General features: G+C 36.4%; 28 protein-coding genes. 10 read left to right on the forward strand and 18 right to left on the reverse strand.

What is annotated here, in order from left to right; genetic code table 11:
• The first annotated feature begins 58 nt into the window (after nucleotides 1–58).
• On the forward strand, nucleotides 59–664 hold the full coding sequence (locus SFA27_RS01575; RefSeq protein WP_264519238.1) for a hypothetical protein: 606 nt from the start codon (nucleotides 59–61) through the stop codon (nucleotides 662–664).
• A gap of 34 nt (nucleotides 665–698) precedes the next feature.
• Here SFA27_RS01575 and SFA27_RS01580 read toward each other — a convergent pair whose 3' ends face one another.
• The gene (locus SFA27_RS01580) at nucleotides 699–1,955 is read right to left on the reverse strand and encodes an NAD(P)/FAD-dependent oxidoreductase (protein WP_407295716.1); all 1,257 of its coding nucleotides are present in this window, start codon (nucleotides 1,953–1,955) and stop codon (nucleotides 699–701) included.
• Between the two features lie 98 nt (nucleotides 1,956–2,053).
• Between SFA27_RS01580 and hutH the strand changes: the two genes are divergently transcribed.
• The 9 genes from hutH (at nucleotide 2,054) to SFA27_RS01625 (ending at nucleotide 11,889) form a co-directional block, all read left to right on the forward strand.
• Entirely contained in the window at nucleotides 2,054–3,574 is a 1,521-nt protein-coding gene (hutH, locus tag SFA27_RS01585) for a histidine ammonia-lyase (RefSeq protein WP_407295719.1), read from the forward strand.
• Between the two features lie 83 nt (nucleotides 3,575–3,657).
• On the forward strand, nucleotides 3,658–4,389 hold the full coding sequence (gene fabG / locus SFA27_RS01590; protein WP_047377385.1) for a 3-oxoacyl-ACP reductase FabG: 732 nt from the start codon (nucleotides 3,658–3,660) through the stop codon (nucleotides 4,387–4,389).
• 1 nt (nucleotide 4,390) lies between these two features.
• Nucleotides 4,391–5,611 (forward strand): beta-ketoacyl-[acyl-carrier-protein] synthase family protein, encoded by a 1,221-nt coding sequence (locus SFA27_RS01595; RefSeq protein WP_047377386.1) that lies wholly within the window; start codon nucleotides 4,391–4,393, stop codon nucleotides 5,609–5,611.
• Between the two features lie 4 nt (nucleotides 5,612–5,615).
• A complete protein-coding gene (locus tag SFA27_RS01600) occupies nucleotides 5,616–5,870 on the forward strand; it encodes an acyl carrier protein (protein WP_047377388.1) in 255 nt (84 codons plus the stop codon).
• A 121-nt stretch (nucleotides 5,871–5,991) separates the two neighbouring features.
• On the forward strand, nucleotides 5,992–6,876 hold the full coding sequence (locus tag SFA27_RS01605; protein WP_264519234.1) for a lipid A biosynthesis acyltransferase: 885 nt from the start codon (nucleotides 5,992–5,994) through the stop codon (nucleotides 6,874–6,876).
• 174 nt (nucleotides 6,877–7,050) lie between these two features.
• Complete coding sequence (locus SFA27_RS01610; RefSeq protein WP_407295723.1) at nucleotides 7,051–8,577, forward strand: phytoene desaturase family protein; 1,527 nt, start codon at nucleotides 7,051–7,053, stop codon at nucleotides 8,575–8,577.
• A 1-nt stretch (nucleotide 8,578) separates the two neighbouring features.
• The gene (locus tag SFA27_RS01615; protein ID WP_407295726.1) at nucleotides 8,579–10,267 is read left to right on the forward strand and encodes a C45 family autoproteolytic acyltransferase/hydolase; all 1,689 of its coding nucleotides are present in this window, start codon (nucleotides 8,579–8,581) and stop codon (nucleotides 10,265–10,267) included.
• Nucleotides 10,264–10,629: a hypothetical protein gene (locus SFA27_RS01620; RefSeq protein ID WP_045501296.1), complete on the forward strand. Its 366-nt coding sequence runs from the start codon at nucleotides 10,264–10,266 to the stop codon at nucleotides 10,627–10,629. The genes SFA27_RS01615 and SFA27_RS01620 overlap by 4 nt, the downstream gene beginning before the upstream one ends.
• A gap of 6 nt (nucleotides 10,630–10,635) precedes the next feature.
• Nucleotides 10,636–11,889, forward strand: coding sequence for a DUF3887 domain-containing protein (locus SFA27_RS01625; RefSeq protein ID WP_407295729.1), 1,254 nt, complete (start codon nucleotides 10,636–10,638; stop codon nucleotides 11,887–11,889).
• A 68-nt stretch (nucleotides 11,890–11,957) separates the two neighbouring features.
• Here the strand turns inward: SFA27_RS01625 and SFA27_RS01630 are convergent, their stop codons facing one another.
• From SFA27_RS01630 to SFA27_RS01710, 17 genes are all read right to left on the reverse strand, one after another.
• Entirely contained in the window at nucleotides 11,958–13,130 is a 1,173-nt protein-coding gene (locus SFA27_RS01630; protein ID WP_407295730.1) for a DUF2062 domain-containing protein, read from the reverse strand.
• A 4-nt stretch (nucleotides 13,131–13,134) separates the two neighbouring features.
• Nucleotides 13,135–13,611 (reverse strand): hypothetical protein, encoded by a 477-nt coding sequence (locus tag SFA27_RS01635; RefSeq protein WP_047377393.1) that lies wholly within the window; start codon nucleotides 13,609–13,611, stop codon nucleotides 13,135–13,137.
• Nucleotides 13,608–13,988 (reverse strand): 3-hydroxyacyl-ACP dehydratase, encoded by a 381-nt coding sequence (locus tag SFA27_RS01640; RefSeq protein ID WP_081995489.1) that lies wholly within the window; start codon nucleotides 13,986–13,988, stop codon nucleotides 13,608–13,610. The genes SFA27_RS01635 and SFA27_RS01640 overlap by 4 nt, the downstream gene beginning before the upstream one ends.
• A 4-nt stretch (nucleotides 13,989–13,992) precedes the next feature.
• Nucleotides 13,993–14,592: an outer membrane beta-barrel protein gene (locus tag SFA27_RS01645; protein WP_407295734.1), complete on the reverse strand. Its 600-nt coding sequence runs from the start codon at nucleotides 14,590–14,592 to the stop codon at nucleotides 13,993–13,995.
• An 8-nt stretch (nucleotides 14,593–14,600) separates the two neighbouring features.
• Nucleotides 14,601–15,236 (reverse strand): hypothetical protein, encoded by a 636-nt coding sequence (locus SFA27_RS01650; RefSeq protein WP_407295737.1) that lies wholly within the window; start codon nucleotides 15,234–15,236, stop codon nucleotides 14,601–14,603.
• Entirely contained in the window at nucleotides 15,202–15,828 is a 627-nt protein-coding gene (locus tag SFA27_RS01655) for a LolA family protein (RefSeq protein WP_407295739.1), read from the reverse strand. The genes SFA27_RS01650 and SFA27_RS01655 overlap by 35 nt, the downstream gene beginning before the upstream one ends.
• Nucleotides 15,821–16,576, reverse strand: coding sequence for a polysaccharide deacetylase family protein (locus SFA27_RS01660; protein WP_407295742.1), 756 nt, complete (start codon nucleotides 16,574–16,576; stop codon nucleotides 15,821–15,823). Before SFA27_RS01660 ends, SFA27_RS01655 begins: the two co-directional genes overlap by 8 nt.
• A 144-nt stretch (nucleotides 16,577–16,720) precedes the next feature.
• Nucleotides 16,721–17,782 carry a beta-ketoacyl synthase N-terminal-like domain-containing protein gene (locus tag SFA27_RS01665; protein WP_407295744.1) on the reverse strand — a complete coding sequence of 354 codons (1,062 nt, stop codon included), beginning with the start codon at nucleotides 17,780–17,782 and terminating at the stop codon, nucleotides 16,721–16,723.
• Nucleotides 17,779–18,978: a beta-ketoacyl-[acyl-carrier-protein] synthase family protein gene (locus tag SFA27_RS01670; protein ID WP_407295746.1), complete on the reverse strand. Its 1,200-nt coding sequence runs from the start codon at nucleotides 18,976–18,978 to the stop codon at nucleotides 17,779–17,781. Before SFA27_RS01670 ends, SFA27_RS01665 begins: the two co-directional genes overlap by 4 nt.
• A gap of 84 nt (nucleotides 18,979–19,062) precedes the next feature.
• The gene (locus tag SFA27_RS01675) at nucleotides 19,063–19,320 is read right to left on the reverse strand and encodes a phosphopantetheine-binding protein (protein ID WP_034692439.1); all 258 of its coding nucleotides are present in this window, start codon (nucleotides 19,318–19,320) and stop codon (nucleotides 19,063–19,065) included.
• 74 nt (nucleotides 19,321–19,394) lie between these two features.
• Entirely contained in the window at nucleotides 19,395–19,934 is a 540-nt protein-coding gene (locus SFA27_RS01680; protein WP_407295749.1) for a 3-oxoacyl-ACP synthase, read from the reverse strand.
• A 10-nt stretch (nucleotides 19,935–19,944) separates the two neighbouring features.
• The gene (locus tag SFA27_RS01685) at nucleotides 19,945–21,105 is read right to left on the reverse strand and encodes a beta-ketoacyl synthase N-terminal-like domain-containing protein (RefSeq protein ID WP_407295752.1); all 1,161 of its coding nucleotides are present in this window, start codon (nucleotides 21,103–21,105) and stop codon (nucleotides 19,945–19,947) included.
• Nucleotides 21,102–21,530, reverse strand: a complete 429-nt coding sequence (locus SFA27_RS01690; RefSeq protein ID WP_047377399.1) for a thioesterase family protein — start codon at nucleotides 21,528–21,530, stop codon at nucleotides 21,102–21,104. Before SFA27_RS01690 ends, SFA27_RS01685 begins: the two co-directional genes overlap by 4 nt.
• Entirely contained in the window at nucleotides 21,520–22,788 is a 1,269-nt protein-coding gene (locus SFA27_RS01695; protein WP_047377400.1) for an ABC transporter permease, read from the reverse strand. Before SFA27_RS01695 ends, SFA27_RS01690 begins: the two co-directional genes overlap by 11 nt.
• Nucleotides 22,775–23,533: an ABC transporter ATP-binding protein gene (locus tag SFA27_RS01700; protein ID WP_407295755.1), complete on the reverse strand. Its 759-nt coding sequence runs from the start codon at nucleotides 23,531–23,533 to the stop codon at nucleotides 22,775–22,777. Before SFA27_RS01700 ends, SFA27_RS01695 begins: the two co-directional genes overlap by 14 nt.
• A gap of 1 nt (nucleotide 23,534) precedes the next feature.
• Nucleotides 23,535–24,530 carry a BtrH N-terminal domain-containing protein gene (locus tag SFA27_RS01705; protein WP_407298154.1) on the reverse strand — a complete coding sequence of 332 codons (996 nt, stop codon included), beginning with the start codon at nucleotides 24,528–24,530 and terminating at the stop codon, nucleotides 23,535–23,537.
• Nucleotides 24,531–24,590: 60 nt separating this feature from the next.
• On the reverse strand, nucleotides 24,591–24,995 hold the full coding sequence (locus SFA27_RS01710; protein ID WP_047377402.1) for a hypothetical protein: 405 nt from the start codon (nucleotides 24,993–24,995) through the stop codon (nucleotides 24,591–24,593).
• Between the last annotated feature and the right edge of the window lie 94 nt (nucleotides 24,996–25,089).

Below are 25,089 nucleotides of genomic sequence, written 5' to 3' on the forward strand. Positions count from 1 at the left end.
ATATAAATACTTGCTTTTATAATATCTTTGGGCTCTTAATTAAAAAAACTAATAGCATATGAGAAAATTATTATTGCTGGTATTCATGGTGACAATGACAATGGCTTTCAGTCAGGAAAAAATGAAAATTGTTGCAGGAAATCTGAATGTCTTAAAAGATCAGACCGAAGTAAATGTTGAGGTTGAATTTGAGAACGTACTGTTTATGAAAGAAAATATTACAGAAGCTCAATACCTTGAAAACAGAAAAAAACAAGTTCTTGACAATCCTAAAAGAGGACAAACGGCATGGAATGAATGGATTGGAGAGTGGGGGAAATATAAAAATGAGTATGCAGATTATTTTGCAAAAGGGCTTAATAAGACATATAAAAACATTTCATTTAAAAAAGATCCTTCCGCAAAATATACCCTGCTGGTGGAAACAAACTGGATTTTCCCGGGCTGGCATGCCGGACTGACTGCTATGACTGCTGAGATAACAGGTAAGATAAAACTTATAGAAACCAATAATCCTTCTACAGTCTTAGCTGAAGTAGAGCTTAAAAAATTTGACAAATTTGTTCAAAATGAAGAATTTGTAATGGAGTATGGGAGAATAGCTGCGGCTTACGAATCCGTTGGAAGATATTTAGGAAAAGAAATTAAAAAGTCTTTAAAATAAAACAAAAAACGGTCTGAAAATTCAGACCGTTTTTTTATGCTTGATTTTGCTGTTCCTGCTTTTCTAACTTAATCAGGTTCGCAAGGTTTTTAATAACTGTATCGTGCTTTTTCACAAAAGGATTGTCTTTGTTCCAGACATAACCTGCTAAAACAGCACATATTTTTTTCTTTACATCCGGATTTTCCGGTTGGTGGAAAAATAATTCCTGAAGATTTCCGGTATACCATTCTTTCACATAGGTGGTGAAAACGTCCACACCGTATAGAATGTAGTCTGTGTATTCCTTCTGCCAGTCAATTTTTTCTCCGTTTAGCTGTCTTAAAGCCAGTTTTGCAGCAAGCATTCCGGATTCTGTGGCAAAAGCCATTCCCGAAGAGAAAACAGGATCAAGGAATTCTGAAGCATTCCCGGTTAAAGCAAATCCATCTCCAAATAAACTTTTAACGGAACATGAATAATCTTTCAGATGTTTAGGTTCAAAAAGGAAATCTACATTCCCAAAACGTTTTACATAATAATCAGAAAGAGAAATGGCTTTTCTCAAAGCTTCAGTGGTATCTCCGTTCTCAGATAATTTGTCGATATATTCAGTAGGGCCTACAATTCCTAAACTTGTGTTTCCGTTAGAAAAAGGAATTACCCAAAGCCATACTTCTGTTTTAATAATGTCAAAAGAAATTAAAGTACCTTCCTCTCCTGGTTCTCTGTTGATATCATTTACATGAGAGAAAATGGCAGAGTGAGGAGACAATTTTGAAGGTTTTTCTAAATCAAGCAGACGAGGCAGTACTCTTCCGTAGCCGCTGGAATCAATCACAAACTTAGCATGGATTTCCTTCGTTTCTCCATCTTTAGTTCTTACCGTAGTTACAGAATCTGTTCCTTCAAATTTGATGTCAATAACTTCAGTTTCAAATTCAAGATCAACTCCTTTATTAATGACCTCCTGAGCAAGAGTATTATCAAAATCAGCTCTCGGAACCTGCCAGGTCCAGTCCCAGCCTTCCCCGAATTTGTTGCTGAAATCAAAAATGCAGACTTCGTCACCACGAAGGAAACGTGCTCCAAGCTTTTTTTCAAAGCCCATTTTGTCTAATGCAGGGAAAAGTCCGGCCTCCTCAAAGTGATCCATTACCCTCGGAATTAAGCTTTCACCCACCACCAGTCTGGGAAATTTTGTCTTTTCGACTACTTTTACGCTGACATTATGGTTCTTCAGGTATGAAGAAGACACGCATCCGGAAGGCCCGGCTCCGATTACAAGAACGTCAACAAATTCTTTGCTCATCTTTGATTTTTTATTTTAATAATAACTTTTATCTTTGCCGCAAAATTAGTGACAAATAATTAATATTTTACAAAATTATCAACTATTACTTTTAATTGATGAAAATAAATAACTTTTTAGAACTGAAAGACTTTCAAAAAATTATCATTGAGAATGAAAAAATAGAACTGGATGAATCACTTTTATCAAGAGTGGATAAGAGTTTTCAGTTTTTAAAGGAGTTTTCAAAAAATAAAGTAATATATGGTGTAAACACCGGTTTTGGGCCAATGGCTCAGTTTAAAATCAGTGATGAAGATACACACCAGCTTCAGTATAACCTTATCAGAAGCCACTCTTCGGGAATCGGAAATCCTTTACCTGCAGATGAGGTGAAAGCATGTATGCTGGCAAGACTGAATACTTTGTCATTAGGGAATTCAGGAGTACATCAGTCTGTTATTCATCTTCTTCAGGAGCTTATCAACAGAGATATTACCCCATTGATATTTGAACATGGAGGAGTAGGAGCAAGCGGCGACCTTGTTCAGCTGGCTCACCTGGCTTTGGTATTGATTGGAGAAGGAGAAGTTTTTTATAAAGGAGAAAGAAAATCTACCAAAGAGGTTTTTGAAACTGAAGGTTTAGAACCGATAAAAGTAGAGATCCGTGAAGGTCTTGCTTTGATGAACGGAACTTCCGTAATGTCAGGAATAGGTATTGTGAATGCTTATAAAGCGAATCAGCTTACAGATATTTCTCTTAGACTTTCTTGTGCGATCAATGAGATTGTACAGGCTTATGATGATCACTTATCAGAAGCACTGAACGGAACGAAAAAACATTACGGTCAGCAGAAAGTGGCAGAAAGAATGCGTGCTCATCTGGCAGACAGTAAACTGATCAGAAAAAGAGAAGAACACCTTTATACCCACTTTGAAGAACAGGAAAAAGTATTCAAGGAAAAAGTTCAGGAATACTATTCTTTACGATGTGTTCCTCAGATTTTAGGTCCGGTATTGGATACGTTGGAATATACAGAGAAAGTACTTGAAAATGAGATCAACTCAGCCAATGATAACCCGATTATCAACGTTGAAGACCAACATGTTTATCACGGAGGAAACTTCCACGGAGATTACATTTCTCTGGAAATGGACAAACTTAAGATTGTGGTAACCAAACTAACAATGCTTGCAGAAAGACAGTTAAACTATCTTCTGAATGCTAAAATCAATGAAATCTTGCCTCCTTTTGTAAATTTAGGTAAATTAGGTTTCAATTTTGGGATGCAGGGAGTACAGTTTACGGCAACTTCTACCACGGCAGAAAGTCAGATGTTGTCAAATTCTATGTATGTTCACAGTATTCCAAACAATAATGATAATCAGGACATCGTTAGCATGGGTACCAATGCTGCGGTAATCTGCAGAAAAGTGATTGAAAATGCTTTTGAAGTATTAGCGATCGAAGCTATTACGATCATCCAGGCTGTAGAATATCTTGGATTCCAGGATAAGGTTTCATCGTCTACAAAAGAACTGTATGACGAAATCAGAAAAATTATTCCTGCTTTTTCAGACGATATGGTCATGTATCCGTATCTGGAAGAAGTGAAGAAATATCTGAAAGGAATGTAACTATTAGCTGTCATGTATTGTCTATTCAATAAAGGCATCCTGCATCAACTTAAAAAAACTAAAAACGATATAAACACTAACGCATGAAATGTGCAATTGTAACAGGAGGCTCCAGAGGCATCGGGAGAGCAATCTGTATAAAACTGGCTGAAGAAAAAAACTATCACATTCTGATCAACTACGCTTCAAACGAAACCGCAGCAAACGAAACGTTGGCTAAAGTGGAAGAATTAGGTGCTACCGGAGAAATCCTTAAATTTGATGTAGGAAACACCGAAGAGACAAAGACTGTTTTGACAGAATGGCAGGAGAGAAATCCTGACGCGGTGGTAGAAGTTATCGTCAATAATGCCGGAATCACAAGAGACGGTCTTTTTATGTGGATGCAGAAAGAAGACTGGAACAGTGTGATCAATACAAGTCTGGACGGATTTTTCAATGTAACCAACTTCTTCATCCAAAAGCTGCTTCGTAATAAGTACGGAAGAATCATCAATATGGTTTCGGTATCCGGAGTAAAAGGAACAGCCGGCCAGACAAATTACTCTGCTGCAAAAGGCGCTGTAGTAGGTGCTACAAAAGCTCTGGCTCAGGAAGTTGCCAAAAGAAATGTTACCGTCAATGCTGTAGCTCCTGGTTTCATCAAAACAGATATGACTCAGGAATTTAATGAAGAAGAACTGAAAGCGATGATTCCTGCCAACAGATTCGGAGAAGCAGAAGAAGTGGCAGATCTGGTTGCATTTTTAGCATCTAAAAAATCTTCCTACATTACAGGAGAAGTGATTAATATTAACGGAGGAATTTATTCATAACATGGAAAATAGGGTTGTAATTACCGGAATGGGAATTTATTCCTGCATCGGGACATCTTTAGAAGAGGTCAGGGAATCCCTATATCAAGGAAAATCCGGTATTGTTTTAGATCCGGATAGAAAAGAATTTGGTTTCAGGTCTGGCCTTACAGGAGTTGTTCCGAAACCCGATCTGAAAAATCTCTTAAACAGACGCCAGCGTATCAGTATGGGAGAAGAAAGCGAATATGCTTATCTGGCTACCATTGATGCTTTAAAACAGGCAAATCTGGATGAAGAATTCTTAGATTCTCATGAAGTGGGAATTTTATATGGAAATGACAGTGTTTCCCAGGCAGTCGTAGAATCTATTGATATTGCAAGGGAAAAGAAAGATACAACATTGATGGGGTCGGGAGCGATTTTCAAATCAATGAACTCAACAGTGACAATGAACCTTTCAACTATTTTTAAACTGAAAGGAATCAATCTTACCATAAGCGCGGCATGTGCAAGTGGTTCACACTCATTGGGACTGGCTTATATGATGATCAAGAATGGTTTTCAGGATATGATCATCTGTGGCGGAGCTCAGGAAACCAACAAATATTCCATGGCGAGCTTTGATGGGCTGGGAGTGTTCTCAGCCAGAGAAGATGAGCCTACGAAGGCATCAAGACCTTTCGATGCAGAAAGAGACGGATTGATTCCGAGTGGTGGTGCAGCCAGTCTGATTGTTGAAAGCTTAGAATCTGCTCAAAGAAGAGGTGCTCCTATCATTGCAGAAATTATCGGATATGGTTTCTCTTCAAACGGAGGTCATATTTCAACACCCAATGTGGATGGGCCAGCTTTGGCAATGGACAGAGCATTAAAACAATCAGGGTTAAAAGCTTCAGACATCGATTATATCAATGCTCACGCAACTTCTACCCCAATTGGTGATGCCAATGAGGCCAAAGCAATCTATGAAATTTTCGGAAGTGAAGTTCCGGTAAGTTCTACCAAATCTATGACCGGGCATGAGTGCTGGATGGCAGGTGCAAGTGAAGTGATCTACTCTATTCTGATGATGCAGAACGATTTTGTAGCCCCGAATATTAATCTGGAAAACCCTGATAATGAAGCACAAAAGATAAATTTAGTCGCAAAAACAAAAAATCAAAAAATTGATGTATTTTTGTCGAATTCTTTTGGGTTTGGGGGAACCAATTCTGCATTAATAGTTAAAAAATTTGATTAAAAACATGGAAAGGGAAAAAATTGTTGCTATCGTTAATGATTTTCTGGTAAACGAATTCGAGGTAGACGGAGACGAAATCAGTAATGATGCCAACCTTAAAAATACACTAGGCTTAGACAGCCTGGACTATATCGACATGGTAGTCGTGATAGAATCCAATTTCGGGGTGAAATTAGGAGAAGCAGATTTCAAAAAAATGGTAACATTTGATGATTTCTATACAACGATTGAAAATAAGATTGCTGAAAAAAACGCGTAGTTATTGAGTAAATCTTTATTCTATAAAATGTGCCAATGTAATAATATCAGGGTGATCCGGTAACGGTTACTTTTAAAAAGGGTATTATTACATTGGTTCTCTGTTATATTAAATTCTATATATGAACAAGTGGAAAGGTAAATCTAAAGGAACAGTACTCGGATACAGAATATTCGTCTGGTGTATTAGAAATATCGGGATCAGAAGTTCATATGGTGTGCTGTATTTTGTAGCAGCTTATTACTCACTGTTTCAGAAGAAAAGTAACCAGTATATTCTTTATTATTTTCAAAAAAGACTGAATTACGGATACTGGAAATCCAAAGCCTCTATCTTTAAAAGCTATTTTACCTTCGGAAAAGTTCTGATTGATAAAACTGCTATTTCTGCCGGGCTCAGAGAAAAATATACTTATGAGTTTGACGGCATTGAAAATCTTAGAAATCTTTTAGCCGCTAAAAAAGGAGGCGTTCTCATCAGTGCTCATATCGGTAATTTTGAAATTGCTGAACATTTTTTTGCAGATATCGACTTTGATTGCCAGATCAATCTGGTGACTACAGATCAGGAAGTTACCGTGATTAAAGAATATCTGGAGAGCGTTGCCGTAAAAGAAAGTAATATCAAGTTCATCTATGTAAAAGAAGATATGTCTCATATCTTTGAGATCAATCAGGCTTTGTCTAATAATGAACTGATCTGCTTTACAGGAGACCGTTATTTTGAAGGATCTAAGTATCTGGAAGCAGAACTGCTTGGGAAAAGCGCAAAATTTCCGGCTGGTCCGTTTTTGATTGCCTCAAGATTGGGCGTTCCCGTAGTATACGTCTATGTGATGAAAGAGAACAATCTTCATTACCACCTGTATGCAAGAGTGGCCCAGAATATCAAAAATCGTGATTCACAAGGACTTTTACAGTCTTATGTTGATAATCTTGAAACCATGGTGAAAAAATATCCGCTTCAATGGTTTAATTATTTTGATTTTTGGGACGATATAGATTAATTTTTCTATTTTTATCCCGTAAAAACTAACGAAAAACTAACAACCATTAAGATTTACTAAGAATTAAGATCATTAAATAGTATTTCCAAATAGAATTTCTTTGCTTACTGTACCAAAGTAAACTTTAAATATCTTAAATTCCCTGTTTCTTAATTATTAAAAGCACATTCTCTTTTGAAGAAAGCATACGACATACTTGTAATCGGCAGCGGATTGGGAGGTCTTGTTTCAGCTCTTATTTTGGCGAAAGAAGGTCTGAAAGTGTGTGTGCTTGAGAAAAATAACCAATACGGGGGAAATCTGCAGACTTTTTCAAGGGACAAACTGATTTTTGACACGGGAGTTCATTATCTTGGAGGTTTATCCAAAGGGCAAAACCTGCATCAATTCTTTTCCTATCTGGAAATTATGGATGATCTAGAACTTCACCTGATGGATGAGGACGGATATGACAGGATCAGTTTTGGGGATGATGAAATAGAATATCCACATGCACAGGGCTATCAGAATTTCGTTGAGCAGCTTTCCAAGTATTTTCCTGAAGAAAGAGGAAACCTTGAAAACTACTGCGAAGAGATTCAGTATGTCTGCAGCCAGTTTCCAAGATATCATGTGGTAGGAAAAGATAATTATAACGAGGAAATTCTGCATCTTAATACCAAACGATTTATTGAATCCGTTACCCAGAACAAAAGACTTCAGGCTGTTTTACTGGGTTCCAATTTTTTATATGCCGGAGACTCTGAAAATGTACCTTTCTACGTACATGCTTTAACGGTAAATTCCTATATCCAAAGCGCTTACAAGTGTGTAAAAGGAGGAAGCCAGATCTCTAAACTTCTGATCAGAAAACTTCGGGAATATGGAGCAGAAGTTCACAAGCATTCGGAAGTTTCCGAATTTGTTTTTAATGAAAATAATGTATTAGCATCCGTAAAAACGAAAGAAGGAAAAGAATACTATGGAAAACAGTTTATCTCAAATATAGAGATTCGTTCCACCATTAATCTGATAGGAGAAGAAAGACTAAAAAAATCCTTTCTGAACAGGGTTTTAAGCTGGAAGCCGGTTTCATCGTGTTTTAGTATTTATCTGGTTTTAAAACCTCAAAGTCTTCCGAATTTCAATTACAACAGGTATCACTATTCATCAGAAGAACAAGTCTGGAACGCATTCCGTTATCAAAAAGAATCATGGCCGGAAACCTATATGCTTTCTTCCACATCTTCGAAGCATTATCCCGAATTTGCAGAAAGTCTTACCGCAATTTCCTATATGGATTTTGATGAGGTTAAAGAATGGGAAAATACATTCAATACTGTAGCGGATGAGCATGAAAGAGGAACTGCTTATGAAATATTTAAGCTTGAAAAAACAGAAAAAATGCTGGACGCTCTGGAAAAGAAAATTCCCAATCTAAGGCGTGCCATCAAAACAATATATACTTCTTCTCCCTTGTCTTACCGGGACTATATCGGGAATTTTGAAGGAAATATGTATGGATACATGAAAAGCTCTGAGAATCCTCTTAAAACAATGGTTTCTCCCCGTACGAAAATCGACAATCTGTTTCTGACAGGGCAATCTGTGAATATGCATGGGATTTTAGGAGTGACCATCGGTGCTTTTAATACCTGTGCAGAAATTCTGGGAAAAAAAACGATTGACACGCGGTTGAGACAAATGATTAATAAAAACTAAAGTGAAAAAAACGAAAACCATTTATTCACCCTATAAAAGAACTCTTCTTTACCTTACTTTTTGTTTTTTCCTCATTTCCTGCGGAATATCAAAATCTATCCATCACATTCCCAATGTAAAACAATATGCTCTGGAAGTTCCAAAAGTAAACAAGATTAATGACAGCACTTTCAGCTACAATCAGAATTATCTTACCAAAAATAAGCAGCAGCTCTGGGAACTTTATATTAAAGGAAATCCTTTGCAGCTGGGATATAACAACGGAGCATTGACACAAAGTTTGATGCAGAAGCAGGAAAGCATTTTCTTTTCAAAAGTGGAAGGATTTGTGCCTTCAAAATTCCGACAAAGGCTGCTAAGAGGTTTTTTAAAATGGTACAACAGAAAAATGTATCTCAATGTAAGAGAAGATTATCAGGCAGAATTATATGGTTTGTCACAATATTCATCTGATCAGTATGATTTTATTGCTCCCAAATATTTAAGAAATCTTTACCTGCACGGAGCCCACGATATCGGACATGCCATGCAGGATCTGGCCATGGTAGGCTGTACTTCACTCGCTGTATGGAACGAAAATACGGAAGACGGAGACTTGTTGATCGGAAGAAATTTTGATTTTTATGTAGGAGATGACTTTGCAAAAAATAAACTGGTAGAATTTGTTCAGCCCGAAGAAGGAATTCCATACATGTCAGTAAGCTGGCCGGGAATGATAGGTGTTGTTTCCGGGATGAATAAAGAAGGAATCTCAGTGACAATTAATGCCGGGAAATCAAAAATTCCTTTGACAGCAAAAACACCTATTTCCCTTGTTACAAGAGAAATTCTGCAGTATGCTAAAAATATTGAGGAAGCAATTGCTATTGCTAAAAAAAGAAAAGTTTTCGTTTCAGAATCCATCCTTGTGGGAAGTGCAGCAGATAAGAGAGCCGTAATCATCGAAGTTTCACCTAAAAATTTCGGAGTGTACAGCGTACAGAATACCAGCAGAGTTCTTTGCACCAATCATTTCCAGTCTGAAGCTTATAAAGACGACAAAAGAAATCAGAAACATATTGAAGAAAGCCATTCGGAATATCGTTATGAAAAACTTCAGGAGCTTTTGCAGGAAGAAAAGAAAATAACCCCGAAAAAAATGGCTTCCATTTTAAGAAACAGATCCGGCTTAAAAGATGAAAGTATTGGTTATGGTAATGAAAAAGCACTTAATCAGCTTCTGGCTCATCATGCTGTCATATTTTCGCCTCAGAAAAAACTGGTCTGGGTTTCTTCAAATCCTTATCAGTTGGGAGAATTTGTTTGTTATGATCTGAACGAAATTTTTTCAGATAAAGGATTACAGCCGGATAATTTTTCAAAATCAAATCTGAATATTCCACGTGATCCTTTCGCAGATTCTGAAGAATTCCAAAACTATGAATTGTCTAAAATGTATGGTAAAGAAATCAATGAGGCTGCTAACGATAAAAATACCCTGCTGACAGATGGTGTTATCCCTTCTTATCAATCTATGAACCCGGATTTTTGGCTGGTCTATTATCAATCTGGAAAGTATTATTTTAACAAAAAAGAATATTCAAAGGCAAAAACTGAATTTGAAAAAGCTTTGACGAAAGAGATTACGACTGTTCCGGACAGAAAAAATGTGGAAAAATACCTGAAGAAAACTTTAAAGAAACTGAAATGATCCCCAAATATATAAAACTGCTGTTCTGTATTCCTTTTGTTATTATCATCTGTTATTCTGTGTATTTGTGCACTGTTTACAGCTCAATACCTGACACCATCACTATTCACGGGTACGGAAGTATGAAAGACAATTATGGAAGTAAAATCTTTCTTGTGTTTCCCGTATTGATGAATCTGGCTGTTCTTGTGTTTATTTGGCTGATCATCAGAAGGCCTGATAAAATAAAATTTACTTTTGAAATCAATGAGGAGGAAAGAGAAAAAATATACCATATCACCCAATTAGCTCTGGTTATTATTTCGATATTTGTTACCATAATGATGACGCCACTATCATTTGCTGATGTGGTCTTTAAATAATTGATTATGAAAAAATTTTTAACCTTATTCTTTACCGCATCTACTCTTTTATTCTTTTCTCAGGATAGAAAAGAGATCGGAAATACTTTCATTAAAGCTTTGCTTGTAGATAAAAATGCAGAAAAAGCACATTCTTATTTCGACCCTTCCGTAGCAGGACAAATTCCGGTGGATCAGCTTAAAGCTATTACAGAACAGCTTCAGGGGCAGATTGGGAGTTTGAAAATAATTCTTGAAGTGAACAATGAGGGAAATATTTACTATTATTATTCAGAATTTGAAAAGACTAAACTGGATGTTCAGCTTACCTTTGGAGAGAATAATAAAATACTCGGCTTCTTTTTAGTCCCTCATAAACCATTTGAAAAGCCGGATGAGAAGACTACATTGAAAGTAAAAAGTGATGCAATTGAACTGAATGGAACACTATTAATTCCTTCTTCCAATGATAAAAAGAGATTAGTTATTTTTGTTCATGGCTCAGGAGCTCATGACAGAGACGAAACCATTGGGGAAAATAAACCGTTTAAAGATATTGCGGAATATCTTCTCAACAACGGAATTGCTTCTTACCGATATGATAAAAGAACATATTCTTACCCTGAAACATTTAATGAAAAGTCTACTGTAGAAGAGGAGACGGTCAATGATGCAGTAAATGCAGCCCAATATTTTAAAAACAATTCAGATTATAAAGGTTATCAGATCATTATCCTGGGACACAGCCAGGGAGCGTATATGATGCCAAAAATTGCAGAAAAAGCTCAGGTTTCAAAATATGTTTTTATGGCCGGTAATGCAAGACCATTACAGGATTTATTAGTAGAACAGTATGATTATCTTCATTCTTTAGATGCAACTAAAGTTCCTGCTGAAGCTGTTCAGGAAGTAAAAAAACAGGTTGCCTATTTAAATTCATCTAAATTTAATTTGAGTTCACCAGCATCAGAACTTCCTTTAGGGCAGCCGGCGGCATACTGGCAATATTTAAAAAATTACAATCAGCTTAATGAGGTTAAAAAAGTAAAAGCTCCCATGTTTTTTGCACAGGGAGGAAGAGATTATCAGGTAACGGAGAAAGATTTCAGCCTTTGGAAAGAAACATTAAAAAATGATAAAACAGCCGTTTTTAAATTTTATCCGACTTTAAGCCACTTATTCATAGCGGGTTCCGGAAAACCCTCTCCAAAAGATTATGAAATAAAAGGAAAAGTGGATGAACCGTTTTTAAAAGATCTGACACAGTTTATTCTGAAATAATTTACTCAGTGTAAAATAGAAAGCAATAACTAAATTATAATGAGCCTGGAACTTTGTCCCGGGCTTTTTTAATTATTTTCCGGACTTATTTTATTCAGAAAGAAAAAAACAGTTGCCCCTGCAATAGCAGAAAGCGTAGTGCTTAAGATAAAACTGCCAATGATATATTGAAGCAGATTGTTTTTAATCAGTTCAAAATTTAAATCCTGGCTTAAAATATCGCTGTCACCACTTACAAATGGTGCTCCAAGAAAAAGAGAAGCTGCAATAATAAAAGGAATAAAAGGAGGAAGGCTCACATTGGAAGCTACAAATGCAAGTACTTTATTAAGTTTGAAAAGCACAGATAAACTGATGACCAGAAGTGTCTGAAATCCCCAGAAAGGAGAAAGTCCTATAAAGACTCCCAGTGCTATAGAAAATGCTTTTGTACGGTTGCTTCCGTCACTTTCTAAGACGTCTTCCTGTATGAATTTTTTAAAACTTTTTTTTTTGAAATTATTCAGAAAATTTCTCGGAATAATATAAAACAACGTAATGGTTACCAGAATTGTATTCAAAATACTGATTCTCGTAAAATCTTTGAAAGGCCTGAAGTGTGAAACCCGTTCTGCCAGATCATACAAAACCTTGATCGGAACATTTTTTACCGGAACATGTTTCCATGCAGTTCTTACAATGATTTCGATTTCAAATTCAAACTTAGGGGTAAAATATTTCTTTGGAATTTTATGTAAAGGATAAAGCCTGTAACCAGACTGCGTATCTTCCAGTTTTATACCGGTTTCAAACCAGAACCAGAAATTGGAAAAACGGTTTCCAAAACTGCTTTTCTTAGGAATACCATCCTGAGACATATTTCTGTTTCCGATCAGAAGAACTTCTTCTTTTTCCTGAAGAAGGGCCTCTACAAATACAGGAATATCATCCGGATAATGCTGTCCGTCTGAATCAATAGTAATGGCATAATCATACCCTGATTTCTTTGCTGCTCTAAAACCTGTTTTTAGTCCATTTCCTTTTCCCTTGTTCTCCGGTAAGGAGATTACCGTAATCTGAGGATATTGGGCAAGTATCTGAGGAGTGGAATCCGTGGAGCCATCATTGATCACAATAATACTTCCGGTGTAGTTGAGAACACCGTCAATAACCCTATTCAGGGTCTTTTCATTATTGTAGGTAGGTATTAAAACGCATATCTTCTTTTCAGAAATTGCATTTTGTACTTCAGCAAGGAACATTTTTTTATTTTAAAGTGGCTCTTTCCGTCTCTGTAATGGTTTTAGACTGCATTGCAAACCTTTTGATATAGCCTTTTAATGCTGCATTCTGTTTGCTGTAATTGTTCAGAAGAAATGTTTTATCATCCTTCAGGCTTCCGCGGTATCCAACAATTTTCGGGATGTTTTCCTGAACACTCATTCTGATCAGGCGAAGCTCTGCATTGTTAGGGTTACTTTTGATAACAGCTTCAAGACTTGTTGCTCCTGTTTTTACCAATGATTTTCTATTGTTTTTGGTAATTTTTGCTTCCATGATCTTTGCAGCAGCTTTATATCCAACGCTCACAGCATCAGAACCGGATTGTTTTTCAGCGGTTTCAATGAAGTTTTGTGTATTGCTGTTAGACTCATTGGCCTTAGCATAGCTGTTTCTCAGTGTTTCAAGATCAGACTGAAAGAAAAAAATAAATGCCGTGAAGAAAGATAAGATTAATTTCATGACGATAATTTTTTATAGCTTACAGACAGTTTTAATGCAATAGTCTCGCCAAAAGATGTTGTATTTTTTACTTTCACCTCATCTTCACTTTCGTTAATATCCAGTTGAAGTTGTAAGTCAGGGGTCTCAAAAGGATTGATAATGGCCATGAATTTTACATTGGATGCTGTTTTTAAGAATAATTTTGAACCTGTAAATTCCTCAGTCAGTTCTTTAATGATCTGCATCATACAAACACCGGGAGTTACCGGATTTCCAGGGAAGTGTCCTTTGAAAATATCGTGGTCTTTATTAAGATGAATATGAGCAATAAACTTTCCGTCTTCTGCCTTCTCATACGATGTTAAAGTATAAAAATCTGTAAGAATGGTTTGCATGATCTTATTTTTTAAGATTAAATGTATAATACACTCCCGTCTGGAATGTTACGTTGGTATTGTCATTATTAATATGTACAAAACCTTTTTTAATTCGGGCCTCAACGCCTATATTTTTTGTAATGTCATAACCGGCTCCAAATAACAACCCCAAATCTCCACCAATAGGAGAGTCGATATTTTTATGATCTGTCAGAAGTTCCAAAGTCGGACCAAAATGAATATTAAATTTTTCAAAATAGAATTTATTCACTACTGCTCCTCCCACATAAGAAAGCGTTACTGTTTTTGAAGAAACAGCAGGATTTTGGCTTTCAAATCTTGCTCCCTGACGGGTATAATAAATTTCCGGCTGAAGAGCGTAGAACTTTGCAAACCGAATATTGGCCTGGAAACCTATGTAGAAATCTACTTTTGATTTAATATCATAGGCATTGGCTCCATAGTGATATCCTTGATTATCATTATAATAAAAGGACTCATAGGCAGGTCCGTCAGATATATGTGAAATATTTGCACCCACTCTGATTCCCGGATTGAACGTTACCTGGGCAAAAGATAAACCAGTGAAAAGTGCAAAAAGTAAGAAAAATATTTTTTTCATGTTGGAAGTTATTCCGTTTCGGTTATTTGAAATAGTTTTATATTGATCTTAAAATCTTTGTGCTGTAGATTTAAGCTGTCCGCGAAGATAGTTTTTTTTGCATCAAAAGTAAAATCGATTTTTTCCTTATTATTTTTCGTGTAAATGATCTGTTTCAGTAAACCATTTTCCTTGTTGAAAAATAAATAATAGCTTTTATTCTCAATTTTTGAAAGATAAATTTTAGTATTGTCATTCTCAAAGCTCTCGCTTACAGGATACTCTCTTTTCAAAAGCTGCTGAAAGTCATTCTTCAGAAAATTAATCACTATTTTTTTATCCAGATCAGGAAGTACATAATTCAGTTTAAAATTATTGTCAGAAATCTCAAAATCAATCAGTTTATTTCCGAAATCTGATGTTAAAGCGACACGGTGCGTTGTTTCATTCAGTTTTTTGATGATCAGAATTCCGCTCACATGGTTTTTATAAATATCCATCTGGCATTTGTATACATAATCTTCACCGGAAGAGAAGTATAAGTTTTCCACCATTTTTTCAGAAGAGGAAACTGGTTTTGCTTCTGTTAACTTGTATGTTTTACAGGAAACAGCCAGTATCAGAATCAGGCTATAAAGTAAACTCTGACGCGGGAATTGAAGCATTGATTCTTGTATTTTTGAAAACAATATTCGTAGTATCTCCGGAAGCCTCAGTCATATTCACCTGAGAAACCGTTGACTGGTTCTTTGGGAAAAACAGCTCGATCTGTTTGATGTATTTTAAGAGCTGTGATGTCTTGGGAATAAATTTCGCCACATTGTAATTTCCATTCTTAAAATACGTTACTGTAAATTCAGGATCATTAAACATCGTTCCGTTTGAGCTTCCCACAATCAGTTTGTTAATTTTTTCAAATGTTTTGCTCTTGGCATCTACAGATGATTTTTTCCCCTGGTCATTGATGAAGATCTTATTGCTTTTAAAAACAATGCTATATTGATAAGGTTTTGTGTATTTCCAGCTCAGCATATTAGGAGTTTGTAATGACATCTTCCCATAGGTAACGATGCTTTTATCCAGGAAGTCCATTTTTTTGGTCTGGGTAAAATCACTCTGCAAGGTTTTAATCTCTTTCGTATCTGAAGAAACCTTCGATACAAATGCTTTGGCTTCAGCTCCCGACATTGCAGTGTTTTGTGCAAAAAAGAAACCGGAAACCATTAAGAATGCTCCGAAAGCAATGTTTTTAATCATTTCTATTTGAATTTATCACTGCATCAACAGTAAAGGTTGAATATTTTTTGTCCTCCAAAAATACTAATAAATTGGCCAGCACGCGAAAAGTCTTTTCCGAAGTGTCATGCAGAAGGATAATGCTCCCTTTTTTCAAGCCTTTGGTCACTCTGCCGTAGATTTTCTTCTCATCATCAATGATGGTGTCTAAAGACCGTACATTCCATCCGATGCTTATTTTATGCGTTCTTTTGATGGCTTTTGCAATATTGGGATTGGTCACTCCAAAAGGTGGCCTGTAGAGATTGGTTTTAATATTTCCAATATTCTTAATGATTTTATCACACTTTTCAATTTCCTCAATCATTTTTGAAGTAGATAAAAACCCTGTGGAATTGGAATGTGATAAGGTATGATTCCCAATCGTATGGCCTTCTGCAATGATTCTTTGAAATGTCTCAGGATATTTTTCAATCTGCTTTCCAATACAGAAAAAGGTTGCTTTTACCTGATGCTCTTTAAGCAGGTCTAAAAATTTAGGTGTAAATTCAGTAGGTCCGTCATCAAACGTAAGGGCAACTTCTTTAGCTTTGGTCCGCTTATGAGTAATACTGTTGACAAAATATCCCAGTTCGATATCAAATGAGCCCCAAACTACCACTGCAGAAAAAGCAAAAAAACAAAACAGATACACCCAAAAGCCTCCATGGAACGCATAAATAAAAACGTTACAGAAAAGGTAGAACAGGATGAAGGGATAGTGTTTCATTGCTGATTACTTTTTTATATTGTTGATTAATTGGAATCTATGTTGTTCTTTTTTCACTCCGTAGGAGTCCAGACTAATTTCTAATTTAGATTCCACGCTTCACTCTGAATGACAAATAGACCGTATAATTTTCAATTTCAACAATTATGCCTTTTCCAATAATACCAGGCTGTGATCATTACCCATCAGATGATTGTAAAGAAGCACATTTTTCACACTTTCCTTTTTCTCAGAGTTGATCATCATAACTTCCGGAATCTGCTGTTCTTTTAAGATGTGACAGGCTATAAATGTTGAAAAACCACTGGCTGTATTAAATTCACCACTCAAATGCTTGTAATAAAGCAAAGATGAGTCCGGAAACAGGTCCATCACTTTGGTATAATAAACATCAGAATCTGCATCTCCACTGAATCCTAAAATGACGGCATCAATATCATGAGCTGAGAGATTGTTTTGAGTTAAAAAATTCCGGATAAAATCCTTTACTTCATCCAACTCTACTTTATTACTTATACTAATGTTTTTAAGCCTAGCGTAAGAGTTTTCGGTCTTATCTTTTCCAACAACAAAAAAGCTGGCGCCTTCACCCCAGATTACTCCGTTGGTGGTAGATTTCAAATAATCGGCAGGAAGTTCAGTTTCCTTTTTGATAGTATTATTTAAACAATATAGTTCCATTGTTCTGCCAGTCTGCTCGTCTGTAGAACCTACAAGAACATTTTCTGCTTCTCCGTCATTGATCTGAAGCTGAGCATCCAGTAATGAAAACTCCAGTGAAGAAGAAGTATTTACATAGGTAAAATTATAAGCATGGCATTGTAATCCAAGAGCAATCTGTCCTGCTACCGTGTTGTGGGTAGACTGGATAAAAAAGGTAGGGGTAAGGAACTCTTCATGATTATCAATCACGTTTTTCAGAAACTTTTCAGAGTCCTGAGAGCAGCCCATTCCGGTTCCTACGATGATGGCATCTGGTTGTTCAATACCAGCCTCCTTCAATGCGTAATGCGAGGCTACGGAACTCATTTTCACCGTTTTGGACATTCTTCTGATCATGGCAGGCGGAATAAACTCTTTGTAATTAGGTTCTATGGCCTTAATGATGTTTGAAGAATTCTCAGGGGTAAGATTCTGAAGAATATTTTCGTTTAAAGTGTCCTGAACGGAGATACAGGATGCACTGTTGATGTATACTGCACTCATGATTTTGAGAAGATTAAGGTGGAACAGTTTCCTCCAAATCCGAATGAGTTGGAAAGTACATGATCAATGTTTTTTTCTTTCAGTTCGGTAACAGGAGTAAGATCAAACTCTTCCATTTTTGTTTTAAAATTCAGGTTCGGGAAGATAACGCTGTTTTGCATAGCTAAAATTGAAAATACAGCTTCAATTCCTGCCGCAGCGGCCAGAGTATGTCCTGTAAATGCTTTTGTAGAGCTAAATTCAGGAACATTATTTTCTCCGAAGATTCTTATCATGGCAATTCCCTCAGATAAATCGTTGTTGGGAGTCGCTGTGCCGTGAACGTTGATGTAATCTATATTTTCTTTTTCCAAGCCGGAGATTTTCAAAGCCTGCTGCATGGCTAAAAATGCACCTTGTCCGTTTTCTGAAGAAGCGGTCTGATGGTGTGCATCATTGGCATTTCCGTATCCGGAAAGATAAGCAAGAACTTTTTTATTTTCTTTTTTGACAACCTCTTCAGATTCAAGGACAAGGAAAGCGGCTGCTTCTCCAAGATTCAGTCCTTTTCTGTCGTTATCAAAAGGAGTATTGTAAGAATCTGTAAGAATCATCAGGGTATTGAAGCCATTCAAAGTAAATTTTGAAAGAGAATCTGTTCCCCCGACAATGACGCGGTCCAAAACTCCGTTTTTAATCAGTTTAGCGCCCATCATAATAGCATTGGCAGCTGATGAACATGCTGTACTGATGGTAGAAACCATACCTTTTAATCCCAGATAATCAGCAATAACCAATGAGGAATTTCCGGCATCATGAGCATCAATGTATTTTTGCTTTTCAGGAAAGTCTTCGTAAGAGTAGAAATATTTTTCAGTAATATCCATTCCTCCTACACTGGTAGAAGAGATCAGCCCGGTTCTGCAGCTGTTGATATCTGAAATTCCTGCACTTTCTACAGCTTCTTTCGCAGCCATCATTCCCAGTAAAGAAGTTCTTGTAACATTATTGTCTTCATCTAACTGAAGTTTCTGTACAAGTTCTTCATTGGATAATTTTATTTCACCTGTTTTAATGATTCCGGCATGTCGGGTTTCAAACATTTCAATATCTGAAATTCCATGTTTTCCGGATTGTAATGAAATAAAATTTTCTTCCGCATTGTTTCCAATGGAGGAAATGATGCCCATTCCTGTTATGGCAATTTTTTGACTCATGGTTTTAAATAATATAACAATGCAGCAATCTGATAATTCACAAATAATTACCACATCGTTATACTGTTAGACTGTTGTATTAATTTATTTTGTTCTGTTGTCTTCGATGAATTTTGCCATTGTATCGATAGATTGGAAAATTTCCTTTCCTTTCTTAGGATCAGCTAATTTTATCCCGTAGTCTTTATCAAGAAGAACGATCAGCTCCAAAGCGTCGATAGAATCTAATCCTAATCCTCCTCCGAACAACGGATCAGTATCTTTAATTTCTTCTACAGATACATCTTCAAGATTAAGAACTTCGATAATTTTGTGTTTCAATTCTGTTTTTAAGTTTTCCATAATTAAGTTGTTTATCAGTGTTTCAGTATATCATGAAGATCATTACATCATTACACTGTTATATTGTTACATTTCTATAAGGTTAGCAAATATACAAAAGCTTTATAATTTTCCTGATACAATTCTACCCAGCCGCATAGTACTTTGTTGGCTTTTCCGGAGTGGAGAATCTGTTCAGAATAGCCATTTAAAAAATTTTCATCAAATTCATTCAAAACAAAAAAAGCATTTTCTGTCTGCATTTTGTGCTTAATACTGATTTCTCCTACACATATGTTGGGTAAAGTATAGACAAACACTGCGGGACTTGGATAGAAATTATCCTGATCGTTGATGCTTTCCTGATACTTGAAATCCGTATCCAGACTGGATGATCTGTTGGCAAAAACAATGGCTGTTCTGCTGTGATCTTCGTCTTTCAAAATGGTTTCAGCGGAAAGAAAAGCGAGTTTGCTCAGATTATCCATTTTATGAAATTTAGGATAGCTGAGATCTAAACTTTTATAAGCTTCTTTGGCAAATTCCTGGAAAGTTTCGCTCTGACTCTCAAAAACTATATTTCCGTCAACGGTTATCTTTGAATGTTCTATGGTACAGGTGTTTGTTTTCTTCATCACTTTCAATTTAACATTTTTCAAGCACAACAGCTGCATTACAACCTCCAAAGCCTGAAGCTGTTTTCAGGATATACGTAATATCTGTAGTTTGGTTTTCTCTGATGATATTCAAAGGCTGGGTTACTCCCGTTTCTTCAAAATTCTTTGAAGGAATCAAAGTGCTGTGAAGAGCACTTTCCATAGAAATAATACTTTCCAGAAGTCCGGATGCACCCAAACAATGTCCGTAATATCCTTTCATACTGTTGAGAGGAATATGTTGAAGATCCATTCTGTTGAAGGCAATGGCTTCCATTTCATCATTATATAAAGTGGCTGTTCCGTGGGCAGAAATAAAATCGATTTGTTCCGGAGAAACACGGGCTTCTGCCATTGCATTTCTGATACTTGCATATAAACCGTCACCTGTTCTTGAAGGCCCGGAAATGTGATTGGCATCATTTATCGCAGAGTCTCCCAATACTTTAAATTTGAATTTTTCGTTTTGTGAGATTCTTCCTTCGTCAGAATGACAGCTGGTTATATAAACTGCTGCTGCTGCCTCACCAATATTGATTCCGTCTCTGTTTTTATCATAAGGCTTGCAGGGGCCTGATCCTATAGCCTGAAATGAGTTGAATCCTGAAATAACAAATTCAGAAAGTTCATCACCTGCTACCACAAAGGCATCTTTATATCTTCCTGCCTGAATCATATTCTTGGCAACAGAAATTGCCATTACCCCCGAAACACAGGCATTGGAAACGATGATTGGTTTTGTTTTAAATCCAAAAAAAGCTGCAATTTTTTCTGCTAATTTTGATAGATAAACGCCTTCTGGTAATTCAGACTGGTTTTTTAGCAGACTGATATTTCCTTTTGTGGTGGAAAGGATGAAAGCGGTGTCTTCTGATAGGGGATGTTTTTCAACAAGAGGTTGTAAGCTTAAAAGAAGCATTTTTTCCAGTCTTGTGAAATTATCGTTATCATTTTGAGTGAAGAATCTGTTGAATTCTTCATTCAGTTTGTCAGAATCAATCATAGAAGCATAAAAAGCAGCCTGATTGTCTATGATTGTATGTAAAGCAACTCCCGATTTTCCTTCCAAAAGAGCATTCCAGTTGGAATCAACATTGAAGCCCAACGGAGTTACACAATTGTAGTCTGTGATGTAAATTTCCTTCCTCATGATAATCCCATTTTATCTTTCCAGTTTTGAAAGAACTCTGGATTGTATAGGCATAAGCTTCCGTTACTGTCCAGAAAAACCTGAATCGTTTCACCACTACATACCAATTGATCTTCATTGTTGAAGATTTCATATTTATATATCAGCTTGGCAGATATTGAATTTACATAAGTCGTAACAATCCTGAAAGTTTCCCCATATTTTAAAGGGAGAAAATGCTCACAGGTACTTTTTACGATAGGTGTTACAAATCCCGCATTCTGAATATCAAGATAAGTAAGACCGTGCAGACGCCCGAAAGCTTCTCTTCCGTCTTCAAAATATACGATATAATGCCCATGCCAGACAATTCCCAGCGGATCTGTTTCATTGAATCGTACTCTTACTTCTTCAGTACAGGTTAATATATTTTCTTTAGACTGCATTTTGTTTTCTTTCGTAAAAAATGGAAATAGCTACGGTGGCAATATAAAATAATAATAAAAATACCAATTCTTTGGCAATTCCGCCGATTCCGCTGTTTCTTAAAATAATATCATAATAGGCATTCAGTCCCCAGTTCATAGGAGAGAATTTGGCTACGGTCTGCATGAATTCCGGCATTAAAAATACAGGAACCCAGATTCCGCCGATAGCTGCCAAAACAACTACAGAGGTTGCTCCGAATGGGGCAGACTGTTCCTGGGTATCGGCAATAGTTCCTAATAAGACACCAAATCCAATAGCCGCTAATCCTGCAAACAGCGTTACCGTTACAAGCTGGAACATTTTTCCGGACACATCAAAGGCAGGAAGATCCATATAAGGGAAAAGATAAATTCCTACAGCAACCATCAGTAAAAACTGAATAATACAGATGATAAGGTAGGTAAATGTTTTTCCTAAAATATGTACAAAATAGGGTGTAGGGCTTATTCTGGCTCTTACGCTCGTTCCCTGGCTTTTTTCTTTTACCAGATTGATGGATAAAGGGACTACAATAAAGAAGATGGCAAAAAGAGTCCATGCAGGAACGTTATGCTGAACAGAATTCGGCATAACATCCATTTCTCCTTTCTTGGGAGTGATTTCTTTAAAGCTGATCAGGTTTTTATTTTCATCAAGATTTTCCGTAGTTCCCAGCTGATCCTGAAATGCTTTGTAGATCTTTTTATTTTCTATTTCAAAAACCATTTTATTCACAGAATTCATCACAGAATTCTTGAATCCTGCATTGGTAGCAGGGTCAAAGTATAAATGAATTTCTTTCGCTTTAGGAGCTGTTGTTTTTACTTTTGCGGAGTCTCCTTCCAGTCCGAATGAACTTACAATGGTCTGAACTTTAGAATCAATATTGGAATTTAAATCTTTCGTTAAATTTTCCGGAATGACAATTGCCATCTGATAATCTCCTGAAAAAACAGCATCCTGAGCAGACTTTTCATTGAAATTGGTCAGCAGCTGGAATGTTTTGCTGTTTTCCAGTTCCGCTTTTATATTTTTTGAAACTTCAGATTTGTCCTGATCAATAAAAATGATCGGAATCTTTGATCCTTCAAGATTTTTAAAGGTAGAATCCTGAATAAGGGTAATGGTTACAATCAAAAGCAAAGGCATCACAAAGATGATGACAATTCCCCCAATATCTCTTTTCAGCAGAAGAATCTCCTTAATAAAACTTCTCCACAGTTTATACAACAACATCTCTTAATTCTTTTCCGGTTAATGAAATGAAAACATCTTCAAGGTTTTCAGCGCTTGCTACTCTGTTCACCAGTTCCTCAGGTGTTCCTACAGCATGAATTTTTCCATGGTCGATGATGGCAATTTTTGTACAGAATTCTTCAGCTTCCGAAAGGTGATGGGAAGTATAAATAATGCATGTTCCCTGTTTATTTAAATCTAAAAGATAATCAATAATTGCTTTTTTAGACTGAACATCCACACCTACAGTTGGTTCATCCAGAAATAAGACTTTAGGATTGTGAAGGGTTCCGGCGATGAGGTTACATCTGCGTTTCATTCCTCCTGAAAATTGTCCTACCTGCTTGTTGGCAAATTTTGAAAGTCCCATGATTTCCAGGGATTCATCAATAGCTTTTTTGAGATGATTGTGTTTTAAACCATACAGGCTTCCGAAAAACATTAGGTTTTCTTTAGCGGTAAGCGTTGGGTATAATGCATATTCCTGTGGAACAATTCCGATAATCTGTCTTATTTTGAATCCATCTGAATGTGGAGATAGACCATTGATCGTAAATTGTCCTGAAGTAGGCTTTATCAGTCCTGAAAGCATAGAAATCAATGTAGTTTTCCCTGCTCCGTTCGGTCCGAGAATTCCATAGATTTCATTTTTACTGATACTCAAAGAAATATCATTTACAGAAAACTCATCAGAATTTTTGTATTTCTTATATAAGCTTTTGATCTCAATCATATTTTCAGCCATATCAGATCGCTTTTCTTAGTTTTTTATAGAAAGCTTCTTCCAGATCTGCAATGTGCAGCATCGTTTTTGAAAGTTCATTATAGATATTGCTTTTTGAGTTTCTGTTTTTATAAACACGGGCAATATCTACAGCAAAATCTCTCCAAAGATCACCAATAGAAGTAATTTCTTTTGATAATTCCTTAAGCTCATCCTTTTCAAGGATGACGGCCGCTTCCTGAAGAAATGCACCATAAATAAATCTGAATCCTCCGCCTCCGGTACCAATTTCTTCCTGCATTCTGATCAGTTGTCCCAAATAATGGTTAGTCACTTTTGTTCCCTTTTTTTCTGCCCATTTCGGGATGCTTTTCGCTACCCATCTCATAGCTTTTACACCAATAAGAGGTACGGGCGCCAGCATATTTTTGCAAGTATCCTTGATTCCTTTTCTGATAGCTTCTTCAAGATTCACATTTTCAGGAACATAAATAGGATAATACATATGTCCTTTTGGAGGAAGTGCTCCTTTGGCATATCTTACTTTTTCCAGTTCTGCTTCGGAAAGGGAAGTCGTATAATCCATTACCGGATCACTGATCAGAAATTTTCCGTCTTCTTTTCCGTACACCACAAGGTTATGGGCATTGAAGTGGAATTTGTATTCTTCGGGAAAATAAGTAAGGTTGAAAACCCCCACCTGAAGACCGGTAGGTATATTTTGTTCCAGATTTCTTTCAAGAGCTTTTTGGGCATCTTTAGGATTTGAGAACTTTTCTCTTTTAATTTTAATTCCTAATCTTTTAGCTGCTTTGCTGAAAATAGCACCCGGCATCGGACGATAGCTGAAGCCCGGAGCAAAATTCACCTTTAAAAAAGGAAGATAGACAAAAAACAGTCCGGAACCGATTCCGAAAATCATAGGTTCGCTTAGTTTCAGGCCTTTATTAAGCAGTAGATTAGAAGCAACACCGTTTTCGCAATGCGCAGTCTGATGGTGTTCAAAGTTTAATTTCATTTGCTGATCGTATCTTTTCATTGGTTAAATGTAACGGGCGTTATTTCTGGCCCATTTCATTTATTTTCCGTTGAAGTTTTTTAATTCATCCACTGAAATTCCGAATGCATCGGCATATTTTTTCAGTGCATTTTCGCTTAGTGTTTTGAATATTTTGGGTTTAAAATGTCTTTTTACCCTCCATTGCCAGATTCCTACATAAGAAGCAAGGACACCCAGATCCATTTTGTTCAATTCCATAAAGTAAGCAATAGGGCTTGCTGTATTATTGGCAACATTTTGTTTTGCTTCCTCAATTCTTTCATAAATAAGTTCCATAGATTCATCCAGAGCAGCTTTCTTGGCATCCCAGCCTGTACTGTTTGCTGTCGTGTAATTGTCGTTCTCATCCGTCACATACAGAACTTCAGTCATGTTGGCGGATTTCAGGTTACTTTCGTCTTGAGGCAGGTCTTGTTTTTTCATCTAAATAATGTTCATTTTTTTAGATTCCAGATGAAAAATTATTCACCTGTTTTTTGATTCTTTTAATCAGGTGGCTAAAATAGTGAAAATACAT

It is taken from the genome of Chryseobacterium sp. HR92 (genome assembly GCF_045689405.1).
Taxonomy (GTDB): Bacteria; Bacteroidota; Bacteroidia; order Flavobacteriales; family Weeksellaceae; genus Chryseobacterium; species Chryseobacterium viscerum_A.